Source organism: Rhizobium sp. SL86, assembly GCF_026672545.1.
Taxonomy (GTDB): domain Bacteria; phylum Pseudomonadota; class Alphaproteobacteria; order Rhizobiales; family Rhizobiaceae; genus Neorhizobium.
In genome coordinates this window covers 1,292,869-1,307,877 of the sequence record NZ_JAPPRJ010000001.1, presented here as the reverse complement: position 1 = coordinate 1,307,877, position 15,009 = coordinate 1,292,869, and the positions used below count along the sequence as shown (strand labels likewise).

Below are 15,009 nucleotides of genomic sequence, written 5' to 3'. Positions count from 1 at the left end.
TCAAAAGACGAAGGGCCCGGATTTGCTTCCGGGCCCTTTGTCGTATTTGTGCGGCTCAGGTGGCGGATGCCGCAGCCTTTTGTAGCCGGAACTGGGCGACATCGATGCGGCCGGTTCGAAAACCTGCGGCGCAATAATGCAGGTAATAGTGCCAGGTGCGGAAGAATCGCTCATCGAAACCGAGCGGCGCAATCTTTGGCCAGGTGGCGCGGAAGGCCTTGTCCCAGACAAGAAGCGTGCGCTCGTAATCGCGGCCAAAACGGAAACAGTCCTCAACCTTCAGCCGCGCTGAGCGGGCAATTTCGGCAAAGCCCGTGAGTGTCGGCAGCATGCCGCCCGGAAAGATATAGGTCTGAATGAAGTCCGCATGGCGCCGATAATGCTCGAAGCGGCTTTCGTCGATGGTGATGACCTGGATCATCGCCTGTCCGCCGGGCACCAGAAGCTCGCGCACCTGCTCGAAATAGATCGGCCAGTGTTCCTCACCGACCGCCTCGAACATCTCGATCGAGACGATCTTCGTGAACTGGCCGCGGCAATCGCGGTAATCCTGCAGCCGGATTTCGCCCTTTTCCGCAAGTCCGGCCTCGGAAAGCCGGTGGCGGGCGAAGGCGGCCTGTTCCTTCGAGAGCGTCAGACCGGTAACACGGCAGCCGGTCTCGCGGATCGCCTGTTCCATGAAGCCGCCCCAGCCGCAGCCGATTTCCAGCACATGATCGTCCGGGCCAATGTTGAGCTCGCGGATGATGCGGCCGTATTTTTCCCGCTGCGCCTCTTCCAGACTTGCGTCGGGATGGGTGTAGATCGCCGAGGAATAGGTCATCGTCCGGTCGAGCCAATGGCGATAGAAGGCATTGCCGAGGTCATAATGGAAGGCGATGTTGCGGCGGCTGCCGGATTTCGAATTGTTGCGCAGGCGGTGGCGCCAGTGGGCCAGGCGCGCCATCAGCGCCATCGGTCGGGCAAGCCTTGCCCAGTCCTTCTCATTGGCAATGGCGAGATCCAGAACCTGACCGAGATCGGGCGTTGACCAGTCGCCATCCATGTAGGAGCGGGCAAAACCCAGGCTGCCGCGGGTCACGATACGGCGCAGCACGCGCGAGCGGTTGAAGCGGATCGTGGCATTCGGCCCCTGCCGGCCTTCGCCGAAATGGTGTTCGCGGCCGCTGGGAAAGACCACCGTCAGGCGGCCATGGCGCGTGCGGGCCAGCATGCGGCACAACATGCGTTCCCAAAACGGCGTGCGTTCGGCAAACAGGATCGGGTCTCCATGTCCGGCATGCGTCATGTCTGCGTTCCTCCACTCAAAACCGGATGTTCCACCGAACTTGCAATGCGGTTCTCTGCCGGGCGATGCCGATGGATCGGCACGCCTTTCAGCCAGAGGCGCAAGGCTTCCCAGTGGATGCCCGCCATCACCTTCATCGTCATCAGCGGATAGGCAAAAAGCGCGCGCGACAGCGTGGCGTCGGTCAAGGGCGAGCGCTCTCCGCTGAAACTGGCATACAAAAGCTTGCCCTCCTGATCGCGCTCGCTGATCGAAATCTTCACACGCTCGGTCGGCGGGGCAATATCGAAATCATAGGTGCAATCCATCGGTACGAAGGGAGAGACATACATCGCCTTCGAACAGGAATGCCGCACCGAACCCTCCGTGATGCCTGCTGCCGGAATGACGTAGGTATGCCGTTCCATGAAAGTATTGCAGACCTCGTACAGCAGGGCCAGCAGTCGCCCTTGGTCATCCTCGCAGAAATAGACGGTCAGCGGATTGAAAACGTAACCGAAAATGCGCGGATAGCAGAGCACACGCACCCGCAAGCCCTCATTTGCGATGCCCGCTGAAGCCAGATGCTGCCGCACCCAGGCGCGCAGGCCGCCCTTTTCACCGCATCCATGGTCCTTGTCCCAGAAGCTGAAGACCGCGCGCCGATTGTAGCCGAACAGCTTGAGGCTGCCGTCGAGGCTCTCCAGCTCATCCAGATCGAGCAGAACGGAAAAGACCCGGTAATTCAGGTGGTGCTTTTTCGGCCGGTGTCTCTGGTGCACGACGCCGCCGAAATAGAGGGCAGAGCCGCCTGTCATTCGGCCGCTGCCAGGAACGGGGTGGTGAAGATGCGGCCGGATTCGTTCGGCACGGCCCAGGGGCGGCGTATGCCCGCGACCGCCTCGGCGACCGCAAGACCGGACTGCAGGCCGTCCTCGTGAAAGCCGCTGCCGAAATGCGCGCCGCAGAACCAGGTGTTCCGGCGTCCCTGCAGCTCCCAGAGCTGGCGTTGTGCGGTCATCGCCAGCATGTCGTAGAGCGGATGGGTGTAATGATAGGTCGCAATCACCTTCTCCTCCCGAATGTCGCGGCAGGCATTCAACGTTACGAACAGCGGGTGCCGCTCATCGATGTTCTGCAGCCGGTTCATCCAATAGGTGACGCAGAGCGGCGCAGCATCGTTGTGGCGTTTTTCGCCAATATAGTTCCAACTGGACCAGACCGCCTTGCGTTTTGGCATGAGCCGTTCGTCGGAATGCAAAACGGCGACATTGTCGGTGTATCGGAAAGAGCCGAGAATGCCCCTCTCGACCGCGTCCGCATCACAGAGCAGCGCAAGCGCCTGGTCGGCATGGGTTGCGATGATCACATCGTCGAACCGGTCCTCGCCGCCTTTGGTGTCTTTTACCACGACACCAGCGCCCGGCCTGCGTTCGATGCGGGCCGCACCGCAGCCAAGCCGGATTTCGCCCGTGAAGGCATCGGCGAGGCGGGACACATAGGCGCGGCTGCCGCCGGTTACCGTGCGCCACTGCGGACGTCCGGAGAGCAGGATGAGCCCGTGATGAACGAAAAAGCGCAGGAAGGCATGCAGCGGATAAGAGCGCATGTCGGTCGTTGTCATTGACCAGATCGCGGCCCCCATCGGCAGCAGGTGGTCGTCGATGAAGCTCTTCGAATAACGCTCCCGGTCGAGATGGTCGCCGAGCGTCACCCGCTCCAGGTCGCTGCGGGCAAGGGTCGCTTCGGCCTCGCGATAAAAGCGCAGAACGTCGGAAAGCATGCGCCAGAAGCGCGGCCGGGCGGCGTTGCTGCGCTGGCCGAGGATGCCCTTTAAGCCTGTTCCGGAATATTCGAAACCGCCACCATCGATCGAGGCCGCAAACGACATGTCGGAAGCTTCGGTTTTCACGCTGAGATGGTCGAACAGGGCGACGAGATTCGGATAGTTCTTGTCGTTGAAGACGATGAAGCCGGTATCGACCGGAATTTCGCCATCCGCGGTTGAAACGATTGCGGTGTTGGAATGGCCCCCCAGCCGGTCGTCATGTTCATAAAGCACCACATCGTGGGCCTTGGATGTCAGCCAGGCAGCGGACAGACCGCTGATCCCGGAGCCGATAACGGCGATACGACGACGACCGGAATTTTGTGAAACCATTTGCAATGTCCGTTGTTAGCTTCTGTTTGGCCTCTACGGCACCTGCTCGCAAACGGATTTGCCGTTTTTTTCTTTTCTTCGTCTGATCCAGCACTGAGGAGGGGGCGTAAAGGAGGCCATGAGCTTAACTGTTTCCATCCTGGCCCCGACATGCCACAACGATCAGAAGGCGAGCGCTCGCTCGCGTTCGACTGTCAAGCATGGCGCCAGGATGAAACGGACTGACAAGACACAATCGGAAACGGAACTTTCGCCGGCGCAATTCGCAGTCCTTTTGGCAAAGGTCGGCCAGGAACGCGATGTCGATGCCTTTGAAACGATCTTTCGGCATTACGGCCCGCGTGTCCGCTCCTTCATGGCGATGAAGACACGCGACACGCAGATGGCCGAAGAGCTGATGCAGGAAACGATGATGGCCGTCTGGAACAAGGCGACCCAGTTCGATCCGGCGAGAGGCAATGCCTCGGCCTGGATCTTCACCATCGCCCGGAACCTGCGGATCGACGCCTTCCGGCGCAAGCGCCCCGTCTTCGATGAAAACGACCCGGCCTTCGTCAGGGATGACGTCGCACCGGCCGATCTTGAACTCGAGGGCAGGCAGGATGCGGAATTGTTGCGCAAGGCCATGGAAACACTACCGGCGGAGCAACTGGACGTCTTGAAACGCGCCTTCTTTGATGAGGCCTCGCACTCGGCGATTGCCGAGGACCTGGGCCTGCCTTTGGGAACCGTCAAATCTCGGATCCGGCTCGCATTCGACAAGTTGCGGACGACGCTGGAGGGTAAACGATGAGTATTCAGCACCATATCAGCGACACGCTTCTTCTCGATTACGCCTCCGGCAACCTGTCGGAAGGCTGGAGCCTGGCGGTCGCCACGCATCTGGCTTTGTGCCCCACCTGTCGGCGCAGGCTGGATGCCATGGAAGGCGCCGCAGGTGCCCTTCTCGACAAGATCGTTGCCGATCATCCGGTTTCCGGTTCGGACTGGGAGAAGATGCGGGCACGCATCGCTTGCGAACCGGCCTCCGGTGTGACGCAACGCAAGCCGGAGGTCGCACGGGCTCAGAAAGCCGCGGTACCGACCGGCGTCATTCCGGAACCGCTCCGGTCTTACCTGGGCGGTGATGTGGCCAGCCTGAAATGGCGTGCGCTTGGTCGTGGCGCCTTCCAGATCCGCATCGATACGGGCGATCCGGCGACCCAGGTTCGCCTGTTGAAAATCCCGGCCGGAAAGCCGGTCCCGGAACACACACATGAGGGCCGGGAGCTGACGCTGGTGCTGGCCGGCAGCTTCACCGATGGCGATGACCTGTTCGCCCGTGGCGATCTCGAAGAAGCCGACGGCGATCTTCTGCATACGCCGACGGCGACAGAAGGCGAGGACTGCATCTGCCTTGCCGTCACCGAAGCGCCTTTGAAATTCACGAGCTGGATCGTCCGTCTCATTCAGCCGATCCTCAAGATCTGACCTTGGAGACCGCCATGTTCGTCTATGCAGTGGCCTATCTGTCGACGGCGGCGGTCTTTTTCGGTCTCGATCTTCTCTGGCTCGGCAAGGTGGCGACGTCGTTTTACCGCGATCAACTGGGCGAGCTGATGCTGGAACGGCCCAATCTTGCAGTCGCCGGCGTGTTTTACCTGCTTTATGTCGGCGGCATCGTCTACTTCGCAATCCAGCCGCACCTCGCATCCGGAACCGTGCTGAATGCGTTCGTCTCCGGTGCCATTCTTGGTCTCATTGCTTACGGCACCTATGACATCACCAACATGGCGACGCTCAAGAACTGGCCGGTGATGATGAGTCTCGTCGATATGGCCTGGGGCACGGTGCTCACCGGCACTGCCGCCGCCGCCGGGCTTTGGATGACACAGAAGATGATGGGCTGAGCGGCCCGATCGTCGCGTCACCTGCCTTACCGTCCGCCTCGCTGGAACAATAAGCCCCTCCACCTGTTCGGTTTGCGATCGTTGCGAGCTCTTCGCAACGCCCATCACCTGAACACGCAAGGGAGAGTTCCATGACGGACAACGAGTTCAAGGGTGACGGTCCAAAGACCTCCCCCTCCTATGCCGGTTATCAGCAGAAACCGGACGTCACCCGCGCCGCAGGGACAACCGAAACCGGTGGCGCTTCCACCGCAAATTCCGCCGGGCGCGATGCTCAAAAGCCCGAAACCGATCTGCGCCAGAAGGCGAAGGAGGATATGGCGTCCGTGCGTTCGATGGCGAAGGAGGAAATCTCCGGCGTCTATCACAGCGCGGAAGAGGCTGCTGAGCGCCAGAAGGGTTATGCGGCCGACCGCGTGTCCGGAATTGCAAGCGCCATGCAGAAGGCCGGTTCCGAGCTGGAAAACCAGGAGCAGCCGGAGATCGGCCGCATGACCCGCCAGATGGGTGAAAATGTCGGCCGTTTTGCGGATGACCTGCAGGGCAAGAGCCTCAGCGAGATTGCCGCGATGGCGGAGGATTTCGGCCGTCGACAGCCGCTCGCCTTCCTTGGCATTGCCGCGATCGCTGGCCTCGCCGCCAGTCGTTTCGTTGGAGCCTCTGCCAGCCGCCAGTCGCCGATGACGTCGCGCCAGTCTGCCTCCCGCCAGGCTGGAGCGCACGGCCCGGCCTCGCCCATGTCTGGCGGCGGACGCGATCCGGCCACTCCGGGGACCCGACCCATCACCCCCGCACCGGCAACCGCGCCTTCAACGTCTCCCAAAACTGCTGCTCCAACGGCCGGAGGTTCCCATGGCTGATACACATGATTCCCGCTCCCTTTCCGAACTCGTGACCGGCCTGGTCGGTGATATGTCCGGGCTGTTCCGCAAGGAGATCAGCCTGGCGCGCGCCGAGGTGTCCGAAAAGATGTCAAAGGCCATGACCGGGGTCGAGACGTTGATCGCCGGCATGATTTTCGCAATCGGCGCCGTCGGTGTCCTGCTCGCCGGTCTGGTCGCGGGCCTGGCCGCCTTCCTCGCGGCGCGCGGTTTTTCCGAACATGCGGCGGAATCGCTGTCGGCGGTCGTTGTCGGGGTCGTCATTGCGCTGATCGCCTGGGGCATGATCTCCAAGGGTCTGAAGGCGCTGAAGGGCGAAAACCTCAACCTTGACCGCACCACCACCTCGCTCCGCCGCGATGCGCAGGTCCTGAAGGAGAGAACGTGATGGCTTATCATTCCGAAACGGCACGCCCGGAAGACATCGAGCGCGAAATCGAACAGGATCGCCAGCGGATCGGCGCGAAGCTCGACGAGATCCAGAACCGCATGTCGCCCGGCCAACTGGTCGATGAGGCGATCGCTTATGCCAAGGGCAGCGGCGGTGCTGAATTCCTGTCCAACCTGACGGGATCGATGAAGACGAACCCGATGCCGGTGGCCCTGATGGGGATCAGTCTGGCCTGGCTGATGGCAAGCGGAAACCGCAGCCATGCGGCGGATGCCCAGCCGCACGCGGTCTCTGATGAGGTCGATTATCCGCTCGCAACCGTCACGACGCCGGTTCAGCGGGTGGGCCCCGCGGAGCAGGACGGCTCTGGTCGGATCAGCCACTTCAAGGACGCGACCGGCACGCGTTTCCGCGCCATCACCGACGAGACCGGTCGGCGCGCCGGCCACTTCATGGATGAAAGCGGCAAGACCTATCGCGGTTTCGTCGATTCGACCGGCCGGCGGGTACAGGACATCCGGGACGAAACCGGCAAGCTGTTCGACGAGGCGTCGGGCTGGCTCTCAGATACGGTGGCAAGTCTTGGCCATTCGGCAAGCCGCATGGGCCGCAACATCCGCGAGGCGGGCCGCAGCGCCGGTCGTGGTTCCATGGCCATGGGCGCCTCCATGCGGGACCAGACGTCGCGTATGAACGATGGGCTGATGCGCCAGTTCCAGGATCAGCCGCTGGTCGGCGGAGCACTGGCCTTCGCCATCGGCGCCGCCATCGGTGCCGCGCTTCCCCGCACCGAACGGGAAGACGAAATGATGGGCGACATGTCGGATGAGGTGAAGGGCGGCGTTGCCGCCCGTGCCTCAAACGCATTGGACGAGGCCGAACACATCGCCTCCGATGTCTCCCATAAAGCCGCCTCGGTCGTCGCAGACGTACACGACGTCGCCCGCGACCGCATCGCCGAGGAGACAAAGCCGTACCGCAGCGGCAACGGCGGCCCGACCGTCCGCCCGCATTGAGGGCTTCGAATGTGCGGGTCCGCCCCGGCGGACCCGCAGATCTTACCGGTTGCGGCTACTGTCGTAACCGCAAGAGGCGGGGTTCAGGACTTGTCTCGACCGAATTCGTCTGAAACGCGGACGATATCGTCCTCGCCGAGATACGAGCCGGTCTGCACCTCGATCATTTCAAGCATGATCTTGCCTGGGTTGTAGAGGCGGTGCAGTTCTCCCTGTGGGATGTACACCGACTCGTTTTCCCGAACGAAGGTGACGCTGTCACCGATCGTCACCTCGGCAGTTCCCTTGACGCAGACCCAATGTTCCGAGCGGTGAAAGTGCTTTTGCAGCGACAGTTTCTTGCCCGGCAGCACGAACAGCCGCTTCACCTGGAACCGGTCGCCGTTCAGCAGTGACGTGTAACCGCCCCAGGGGCGATAGGAGGTGGGATGCGTTTCGGTGAGGTTCGAAGTGGCCTTCATCGAAGCGAGGTGCTTCACAAGCTTGCCGACCTGCTGGGCCTCGTCGAGGCGACCGACATAAACCGCATCTTCGGCGGCGATGATGGCCACATCCTTGAGGCCCTGGACGGCAAGGTGGCTGTGTCGCGACAGAACCAGCGAGTTTTCCGTGTTCATGACGGTTGCGTTCCCGATCACGACATTGCCGTCCGCATCCTTTTCACCGAGCTTCCAGACCGCATCCCAGCTGCCGAGATCGGACCAGGAGAAGGAGGAGGGCACGACGGCGGCGTTGTCGGTCTTCTCCATTACGGCATAATCGATGGAAATGTCCGGGCTGCGTCCGAAGCTTGCAAGATCCAGGCGCACGAAGTCCAGATCGACCTCGGCCTTTTCCACGGCCTCGCGGGCCGCCTGCAGCACCTCCGGCGCAAAGTTCTGCAACTCGTTCAACAGAAGATCGACACGGCACATGAAAATGCCGGAATTCCAGAAGAAACCGCCGGCTGCGAGCATGTCTTCCGCGACGGACGCCTGCGGCTTTTCCACGAACCGCTTGACCGTTCTTGCGCCGGTCGAAAGGGCATCTCCCTGTTCGATATAACCGTAGCCGGTGGCCGGTTCCGTCGGGGTAATGCCGAAGGTCACGATCTTGCCGGCAAGCGCCGTCTCACGAGCCATCTCCATGGCGCTGCGGTAATCGGCGCCTGCATCGATCTCGTGATCGGACGCCAGAAGCTGCAGGATCGCATCTTCGCCAAACCGGCCCTGCAGGTAGATGGCCGCCGCCGCAATGGCTGCGGCGGTGTTGCGGGCAACGGGTTCAAGCAGAATGCCGGACAGGTTGACATCGACTTCGCGGGCCTGTTCGGCCACGACAAACCGGAAATCCTGGTTGGTGATCACCACCGGGGCTTCATAGAGGCTCGCATCCGCGACGCGCTCCAGTGTTTCCTGGAACAGCGTCCGTTCATCGACCACCTGGATGAACTGCTTCGGTGCCGTGGCACGCGACAATGGCCACAGTCTGGTTCCCTTGCCACCGGCCATGATGACGGGGATGATCTTCTGGCTCATCAAGCCCTCCCACATTATAGAGTCAAGAGTATTTTGCTGAAGTGAAGTGCGGCGGGCGCGAAGAAACCGCACCCCGCCCGATTAAGTGTCACGGCTGCTGTGCCCAGGTGCGGATCAGGTTGAGACCGTCCGAAAGAAGGCTCCCTGCGGCACCCTGATCAGCGGCTTCGACGTAGCAGCGCATTTCCGGCGCATTTCCGGAGGGACGCAGGTGAATGATCCGGCCGTCCTTGAAGGTCACGCGCATGCCATCGGTCCTGTCGACGCCGGCAATTTCGCCGAGCGGCTTCAGCCATCCGGCCAAATTGTCCTCGGAGACCTGAAGGTAAGCCATCAGCTTTGCGCTGGTCTCTGTCGGGAAATTCTCCAGCCGGTCGGCGGCGGTCACCGGCAGGCCGAGGTCACTGGCCAGCGCGGAGAGCGGCTTCTGTGTCTGCTTCGCCTGATAGAGCGCAGCCAGAATGGGGAGAACACTGTCGCGCGTCGGAAGTGCTGTCAGCGTTTCGCCGGCGGGAGCGAAATCCGAACCGGTCAGAACGCCGCCGTTCGCCTCGAAACCGAGAACCGCCGTTTTGCCCGCGGCAAGACCTGAATTCATGCCTTCGATGACGAACGGAGAGCCGACGCGTGTGCGGGTGACAGTGAAGTCACCGGCACGTTCGATCCCTGAATTGGACGTGACTGGCGTCACCACCATGTCCGGCTTCAGGAGTTTTGCCACCAGAAGGCCCAGCAGGTCTCCCTTCAGGGGATTTCCGAACTCGTCGGCCACCAGCGGGCGGTCGCCATCGCCGTCAGCGGACACGACGGCATCGAGCGCGTGTTCCTTCGTCCAGCCCTGCATCAGTTCGACAGTCGCTGGCGAAACTGCTTCCGTATCGACGGGAATGAAGATGTCCGAGGGACCGAGCGCCATCACATCCGCACCATAGGCGCACAGGACATCCACCAGCTCGTCGCGCGCGACAGTGCTGTGCTGGTAGACGCCGATCTTGAGGCCCGCCAAGGCCGCTTGCGGCAGAATGGTCCTGTTGCGCGCTGCATAGAGCTGCATGGCGGCGATGTTTGCCTGTTCGCCGCTGCCGGGCGTCAGGTCGACGATCTCGCGATCGAGCTCCTGAGCAAGCGCGTTGATCGCCTGTTCGTCCGCCTTGTCGATTTCCCCATCCGGCCGGTAAAATTTGATGCCGTTGCGATCAGCCGGAATATGCGAGCCGGTGATCATCAGACAGGCACTACCTTTGGCCATGGCATAAAGCGCAAGCGCCGGCGTCGGAAGTGCCCCGCAGTCGACCGGGGTCAGGCCGGAGCGGCCAAGTGCACCCATGCAGGTGGCTGCAATATCCGGACTGGAGGGGCGATAATCGCCACCGACAAAAACAGGATCGCCCGGCTTCGCAAAACCCTTGTTCAGAAGATATCGGGCAAAGGCGGTCGCATAAAGGGCAGAGGCATGACCTTGAAGATCCACGACGAGGCCACGCAGGCCGCTTGTACCAAACTTCATGTTGGATTCCAGCTAATCGTTACGGTCTGCGATACGCACACGGATCGCGGCAGTTCTGCGTAAAGATTTCGCGCCGTCTGTCAAGAAAGGAAGGCAAACTCCTCGGAGATGACCGGCAGCGTTTGCCAAAAAGTATCGCTGCGCCACCTCATCCGGAGGGGTGGAAGTGCCATGCACTTGAACTTCTGCTTCGATGTAAGAGATTTGGCTTGAAGATGGCGGACAGAGAGGGATTCGAACCCTCGATACGCTTTCACGTATACACGCGTTCCAGGCGTGCGCCTTCAACCACTCGGCCACCTGTCCTTGATCCAAGGGCTGCTGGGCTCAGGAGGCCGAAGCAGCGGTCGGGGCGGATATATACCGATGATTTTCCAGCAATCAACCCGTATCTGAAACTTTTGTGACCTATTCGCCGGGGCTCTCCCCTTCTTATGGGATTGCCTTCCGGAACCAGCTGATCATAACTGTGTTTCCAGCTGAGACAGCCGCCGGTGGGGACAAGGGTATGGCATTTCTGTTTCGCTTTTTCAGTCTTCTCGCCCTGATGGCGGCCATTGCCGCCGGCACGGTGGATGCAATCCTGTCGGTCTCGTCATCCTCGGTGGTGCTGACATCCTTCGCCGACAACTGGAATGCCTTGAATCCGCAAAGCCTTCCTCTGGTGAAAGCCTGGGCGGAACACTATATTCACGCAGAAGCCTGGCGCGGTGGCATCGAGCGCGTGATTGGGCTGCCGGCTTTTGTCGTCCTCTTGGGGTTTTCGCTCATCTTCTGGATGATCGGTTATCGAAAGCCGCGCCGGATCAGCGTCTTGGCCTGAGAGTGAGGGGCCTTGAAACTTGAGGATCTGAGTGACGGCCGCCACCGGAGCGCCTGCGGAACAAGGAGGCAAGAATGTTCCTGATCGACATGTTCAACAAGAAGACCGTCATGCCAACCCCCGACGCGGCTCTGCCGGGTCGTGCGGAGCCTCTGCCGACATCCGAGGTCCATTTCGTCAATGGTCAACCGCTGAAGGGGCCGTATCCCGATCATCTGCACATCGCCTATTTCGGCATGGGATGTTTCTGGGGCGCCGAGCGCCTGTTCTGGACCATCCCGGGCGTCTGGGTCACGGCGGTGGGGTATCAGGGCGGACTGACGCCCAACCCGACCTATCACGAGACCACGACAGGCCTCACCGGTCATGCCGAAGTCGTCAAGGTGGTCTACGACCCGTCGGTGGTGTCTTACGAGACCCTGCTGAAGATCTTCTTCGAGCAGCATGATCCAACACAGGGCATGCGCCAGGGCAATGATGTCGGCACCACCTATCGTTCCGCGCTCTACACGACGCGGCCCGAGCAGCTGGAAAAGGCGAAGGCTGCGCGCGAAGCCTTCCAGAAGGCGCTGGATGCTGCCGGCCGCAAGGCGCAGATCACGACGGAAATCGCCTCCGCCGAAGAGTTCTATTACGCCGAGGATTACCATCAGCAGTATCTCGCCAAGAATCCGGGCGGCTATTGCGGCCTGAAGGGAACCGGCGTCAGCTGCCCTGTCGGCGGCTGATCTGAAGCTTTTCCGGGCATGGCGCTGCAGGTTTGGGCAGCCTTCGGCGTCCTTTGCCCGTTGATCAGGCAAGTCTCATGGAATTTGACCAGATGAAAAATTTCTGGTGAATTTCCCGTGCAGCCATGCAAGGATAGGCCCTAGCCAGGCATAATGGGAACAGCTGGCACCGCAGACATGCCTGAAACGGGCGTGCGGGGGGACCCAGGATGAAAAGCAAAAACAGGGCTGCACGATGAAGAAATCGTTTCTGACACTCCTTGCCACTCTTGCGCTGTCGACCACGGCTCTTGCCGCAGACATCAAGCCGGCACTGGTCTATGGCACCGGTGGCAAGTTCGACAAATCCTTCAACGAAGCGGCCTTCCAGGGCGCGGAGAAGTACAAGAAGGAAACCGGCACGGATTTCCGTGATTTCGAGCCGACCAGCGACACGCAGGGCGAGCAGGCGATCCGCAACTTCGCCTCCAAGGGCTTCAATCCGGTCGTGGCGGTATCTTTCGCCTGGACCTCGGCCATGGAAAAGGTCGCGGCTGAATTCCCGGACACCAAGTTCGTGATCGTGGATTCCGTCGTCAACCTGCCGAACGTCCGTTCGGTCGTCTTCAAGGAAGAGGAAGGCTCCTACCTCGTTGGCGTTCTGGCCGGCATGGCCTCCAAGTCCGGCAAGGTCGGCTTCATCGGCGGCATGGACATCCCGCTGATCCGCAAGTTCGCCTGTGGTTACGCCCAGGGTGCCAAGGCTGCCAATGCCAAGATCGAGGTTCTGCAGAACATGACCGGCACGACCGGCGCTGCATGGAACGATCCGGTGCGCGGCGGCGAGCTGACCAAGAACCAGATCGACCAGGGTGCGGACGTGATCTACGCGGCAGCTGGCGCGACGGGTCTCGGTGTCCTGCAGACGGCGGCTGACAACAAGAAGCTGTCGATCGGCGTCGATTCCAACCAGAACCACCTGCATCCGGGTTCGGTGCTGACCTCGATGGTCAAGCGCGTCGATCTCGCCGTCTACAACGCTTACAAGGATGCCGCGGCCGGCAAGTTCACCGGTGGCATCCAGGCCAATGGTGTCAAGGAAGACGGCGTGGGTTACGCGCTCGACGACAACAACGCCAAGCTGGTCACCCCGGAAATGAAGGCTGCCGTCGAAAAGGCCAAGGCCGACATCATCTCGGGCACCGTGAAGGTGCATGATTACATGTCGAACAACAGCTGCCCGATGTAATGAACCAGTGAGGGCGTATGGCGATTTCCGTCATACGCCCTCATCATGTCCGGCTTCCGGCAAGGAAAGGCAAGGCGTGTGAGCCAGAATCCCGCGATCGAACTGGTGGGCATCGACAAGAGTTTCGGTGCCGTTCATGCCAATAAGAACATCAATCTGAAGGTGGAAAAGGGAACGATCCACGGCATCATCGGGGAGAATGGTGCCGGCAAGTCGACCCTCATGTCCATCATCTATGGCTTCTATCAGGCCGATCGCGGTGAGATCCGCATCGACGGGAAGCAATTGACCATCCGTGACAGCCAGGCGGCGATTTCCGCCGGCATCGGCATGGTGCACCAGCATTTCATGCTGGTTGAAAATTTCACGGTGCTGGAAAACATCATGCTCGGCGCCGAAGGCGGACAATTGCTCGCGAAGGGCGTTTCCGAAGCCCGCGCCGAGTTGAAGCGGCTGGAGACGGAATACGGCCTCGACGTCGATCCGGATGCCGTGATCGAGGAACTGCCGGTCGGACGCCAGCAGCGGGTCGAGATCCTGAAGGCGCTCTACCGCAAGGCCGATATTCTGATCCTCGATGAACCGACGGGTGTCTTGACGCCGGCGGAAGCCGACCACCTGTTCAAGGTGCTCAAGGTCCTGCGCGACCAGGGCAAGACGGTCATCCTCATCACCCACAAGCTGCGTGAGATCATGGCGATCACCGACGAGGTCTCCGTCATGCGTCGCGGCGAAATGGTTGCCACCCGCAAGACGGCGGAAACGAGCGTCGAGGAACTGGCCGAACTGATGGTTGGCCGCCGCGTCCTGTTGCGCGTCGAAAAGGGCGAGGCAAAGCCCGGCAAGGTGTTGCTGTCGGTGAAGAACCTCACGGTCAAGGATGGCCGCGGCGTGACCATGGTCGACAACGTCTCCTTCGAGGTCCGCGAAGGCGAGATCGTTGGTCTTGCCGGTGTTGCCGGAAACGGTCAATCGGAACTGCTGGAAGCGATTGCCGGCATCCGCAAGCCGGCCTCGGGCGAGATCCTGATCGACGGACAGCCGATTGCCGGGGCCGATCCGGCGCGGCTGCGGGCGCTCGGCCTTGCGCATATTCCCGAAGACCGCCACCACATGGGCCTGGTCCTGAAATTCTCCGAATATGAGAATGCCGTCCTGGGCTACCATCGGGATTCCCGTTACGGCCGCGCCGGGCTTCTCGACCTGAAGGCCATGCAGGCCGAGGCCGTCGAGAAGATCGCGAAATACGATATCCGCCCGCCGAACCCGCTCCTGAAGACCGCCAATTTCTCCGGCGGCAACCAGCAGAAGATCGTCGTGGCCCGCGAGATCGAGCGTGATCCCAAGGTGCTGATCATCGGCCAGCCGACCCGCGGCGTCGATATCGGCGCCATCGAATTCATTCACCGCCGCATCGTTGACATGCGTGATGCCGGCAAGGCGGTTCTGCTCGTTTCCGTCGAACTGGATGAGATCCGTTCGCTGTCGGATCGTATCCTCGTCATGTTTGCCGGCCGGGTGGTGGGCGAAAAGACCGCAGATGCCGGCGAGCAGACGCTGGGCCTGATGATGGCGGGCATCGCCGCATGAGAAAGACCCTT

The 15,009-nt window shown here is 61.2% G+C and carries 15 protein-coding genes and 1 tRNA gene; 10 read left to right on the top strand and 6 right to left on the bottom strand.

The annotated features are described in order from the left end of the window. Positions 1-55 precede the first annotated feature (55 nt). From OU993_RS06635 to OU993_RS06625, 3 genes are read right to left on the bottom strand one after another with little or no spacing between them, the layout of a single operon-like run. Positions 56-1,288 carry an SAM-dependent methyltransferase gene (locus tag OU993_RS06635; protein WP_268155562.1) on the bottom strand — a complete coding sequence of 411 codons (1,233 nt, stop codon included), beginning with the start codon at positions 1,286-1,288 and terminating at the stop codon, positions 56-58. Continuing rightward, entirely contained in the window at positions 1,285-2,085 is an 801-nt protein-coding gene (locus OU993_RS06630) for a DUF1365 domain-containing protein (protein WP_268155561.1), read from the bottom strand. The genes OU993_RS06635 and OU993_RS06630 overlap by 4 nt, the downstream gene beginning before the upstream one ends. Further along, positions 2,082-3,428 carry an NAD(P)/FAD-dependent oxidoreductase gene (locus OU993_RS06625; RefSeq protein ID WP_268155559.1) on the bottom strand — a complete coding sequence of 449 codons (1,347 nt, stop codon included), beginning with the start codon at positions 3,426-3,428 and terminating at the stop codon, positions 2,082-2,084. Before OU993_RS06625 ends, OU993_RS06630 begins: the two co-directional genes overlap by 4 nt. A gap of 211 nt (positions 3,429-3,639) precedes the next feature. Between OU993_RS06625 and OU993_RS06620 the strand changes: the two genes are divergently transcribed. The 6 genes from OU993_RS06620 to OU993_RS06595 all read left to right on the top strand — a co-directional run bounded on the left by OU993_RS06620 (position 3,640) and on the right by OU993_RS06595 (position 7,605). Continuing rightward, positions 3,640-4,221, top strand: a complete 582-nt coding sequence (locus OU993_RS06620) for a sigma-70 family RNA polymerase sigma factor (RefSeq protein ID WP_268155558.1) — start codon at positions 3,640-3,642, stop codon at positions 4,219-4,221. Beyond that, positions 4,218-4,898, top strand: coding sequence for a ChrR family anti-sigma-E factor (locus tag OU993_RS06615; protein WP_268155557.1), 681 nt, complete (start codon positions 4,218-4,220; stop codon positions 4,896-4,898). Before OU993_RS06620 ends, OU993_RS06615 begins: the two co-directional genes overlap by 4 nt. A gap of 14 nt (positions 4,899-4,912) precedes the next feature. Beyond that, positions 4,913-5,317: a DUF2177 family protein gene (locus OU993_RS06610; RefSeq protein WP_268155556.1), complete on the top strand. Its 405-nt coding sequence runs from the start codon at positions 4,913-4,915 to the stop codon at positions 5,315-5,317. Between the two features lie 131 nt (positions 5,318-5,448). Further along, positions 5,449-6,177, top strand: a complete 729-nt coding sequence (locus OU993_RS06605; RefSeq protein WP_268155554.1) for a nutrient deprivation-induced protein — start codon at positions 5,449-5,451, stop codon at positions 6,175-6,177. Beyond that, entirely contained in the window at positions 6,170-6,586 is a 417-nt protein-coding gene (locus OU993_RS06600) for a phage holin family protein (RefSeq protein WP_268155552.1), read from the top strand. The genes OU993_RS06605 and OU993_RS06600 overlap by 8 nt, the downstream gene beginning before the upstream one ends. Beyond that, positions 6,586-7,605 (top strand): DUF3618 domain-containing protein, encoded by a 1,020-nt coding sequence (locus OU993_RS06595; protein WP_268155550.1) that lies wholly within the window; start codon positions 6,586-6,588, stop codon positions 7,603-7,605. Before OU993_RS06600 ends, OU993_RS06595 begins: the two co-directional genes overlap by 1 nt. Positions 7,606-7,688: 83 nt before the next feature. Here OU993_RS06595 and OU993_RS06590 read toward each other — a convergent pair whose 3' ends face one another. The 3 genes from OU993_RS06590 to OU993_RS06580 form a co-directional block, all read right to left on the bottom strand. Continuing rightward, a complete protein-coding gene (locus tag OU993_RS06590; protein WP_268155548.1) occupies positions 7,689-9,122 on the bottom strand; it encodes a mannose-1-phosphate guanylyltransferase/mannose-6-phosphate isomerase in 1,434 nt (477 codons plus the stop codon). Positions 9,123-9,210: 88 nt separating this feature from the next. Further along, positions 9,211-10,629: a phosphomannomutase gene (locus tag OU993_RS06585; protein ID WP_268155546.1), complete on the bottom strand. Its 1,419-nt coding sequence runs from the start codon at positions 10,627-10,629 to the stop codon at positions 9,211-9,213. A gap of 216 nt (positions 10,630-10,845) precedes the next feature. Then, positions 10,846-10,935, bottom strand: a tRNA-Ser gene (locus OU993_RS06580). A gap of 202 nt (positions 10,936-11,137) precedes the next feature. Here OU993_RS06580 and OU993_RS06575 point away from each other — a divergent pair. The 4 genes from OU993_RS06575 (at position 11,138) to OU993_RS06560 (ending at position 14,998) form a co-directional block, all read left to right on the top strand. Then, entirely contained in the window at positions 11,138-11,452 is a 315-nt protein-coding gene (locus tag OU993_RS06575; protein WP_268155544.1) for a hypothetical protein, read from the top strand. A 74-nt stretch (positions 11,453-11,526) separates the two neighbouring features. Then, complete coding sequence (gene msrA, locus OU993_RS06570; protein ID WP_268155542.1) at positions 11,527-12,180, top strand: peptide-methionine (S)-S-oxide reductase MsrA; 654 nt, start codon at positions 11,527-11,529, stop codon at positions 12,178-12,180. 235 nt (positions 12,181-12,415) lie between these two features. Beyond that, positions 12,416-13,408, top strand: a complete 993-nt coding sequence (locus tag OU993_RS06565) for a BMP family lipoprotein (RefSeq protein WP_268155540.1) — start codon at positions 12,416-12,418, stop codon at positions 13,406-13,408. Positions 13,409-13,486: 78 nt separating this feature from the next. Then, the gene (locus OU993_RS06560; RefSeq protein ID WP_268155538.1) at positions 13,487-14,998 is read left to right on the top strand and encodes an ABC transporter ATP-binding protein; all 1,512 of its coding nucleotides are present in this window, start codon (positions 13,487-13,489) and stop codon (positions 14,996-14,998) included. Positions 14,999-15,009: the final 11 nt, after the last annotated feature.

Coding starts and splice junctions, on each gene's coding strand:
- OU993_RS06575 (WP_268155544.1), top strand. CDS start 11,138: ATGGCATTTCTGTTTCGCTTTTTCAGTCTTCTCGCCCTGATGGCGGCC.
- OU993_RS06625 (WP_268155559.1), bottom strand. CDS start 3,428: ATGGTTTCACAAAATTCCGGTCGTCGTCGTATCGCCGTTATCGGCTCC.
- msrA (WP_268155542.1), top strand. CDS start 11,527: ATGTTCCTGATCGACATGTTCAACAAGAAGACCGTCATGCCAACCCCC.
- OU993_RS06590 (WP_268155548.1), bottom strand. CDS start 9,122: ATGAGCCAGAAGATCATCCCCGTCATCATGGCCGGTGGCAAGGGAACC.
- OU993_RS06595 (WP_268155550.1), top strand. CDS start 6,586: ATGGCTTATCATTCCGAAACGGCACGCCCGGAAGACATCGAGCGCGAA.
- OU993_RS06585 (WP_268155546.1), bottom strand. CDS start 10,629: ATGAAGTTTGGTACAAGCGGCCTGCGTGGCCTCGTCGTGGATCTTCAA.
- OU993_RS06565 (WP_268155540.1), top strand. CDS start 12,416: ATGAAGAAATCGTTTCTGACACTCCTTGCCACTCTTGCGCTGTCGACC.
- OU993_RS06600 (WP_268155552.1), top strand. CDS start 6,170: ATGGCTGATACACATGATTCCCGCTCCCTTTCCGAACTCGTGACCGGC.
- OU993_RS06620 (WP_268155558.1), top strand. CDS start 3,640: ATGAAACGGACTGACAAGACACAATCGGAAACGGAACTTTCGCCGGCG.
- OU993_RS06605 (WP_268155554.1), top strand. CDS start 5,449: ATGACGGACAACGAGTTCAAGGGTGACGGTCCAAAGACCTCCCCCTCC.
- OU993_RS06610 (WP_268155556.1), top strand. CDS start 4,913: ATGTTCGTCTATGCAGTGGCCTATCTGTCGACGGCGGCGGTCTTTTTC.
- OU993_RS06630 (WP_268155561.1), bottom strand. CDS start 2,085: ATGACAGGCGGCTCTGCCCTCTATTTCGGCGGCGTCGTGCACCAGAGA.
- OU993_RS06615 (WP_268155557.1), top strand. CDS start 4,218: ATGAGTATTCAGCACCATATCAGCGACACGCTTCTTCTCGATTACGCC.
- OU993_RS06635 (WP_268155562.1), bottom strand. CDS start 1,288: ATGACGCATGCCGGACATGGAGACCCGATCCTGTTTGCCGAACGCACG.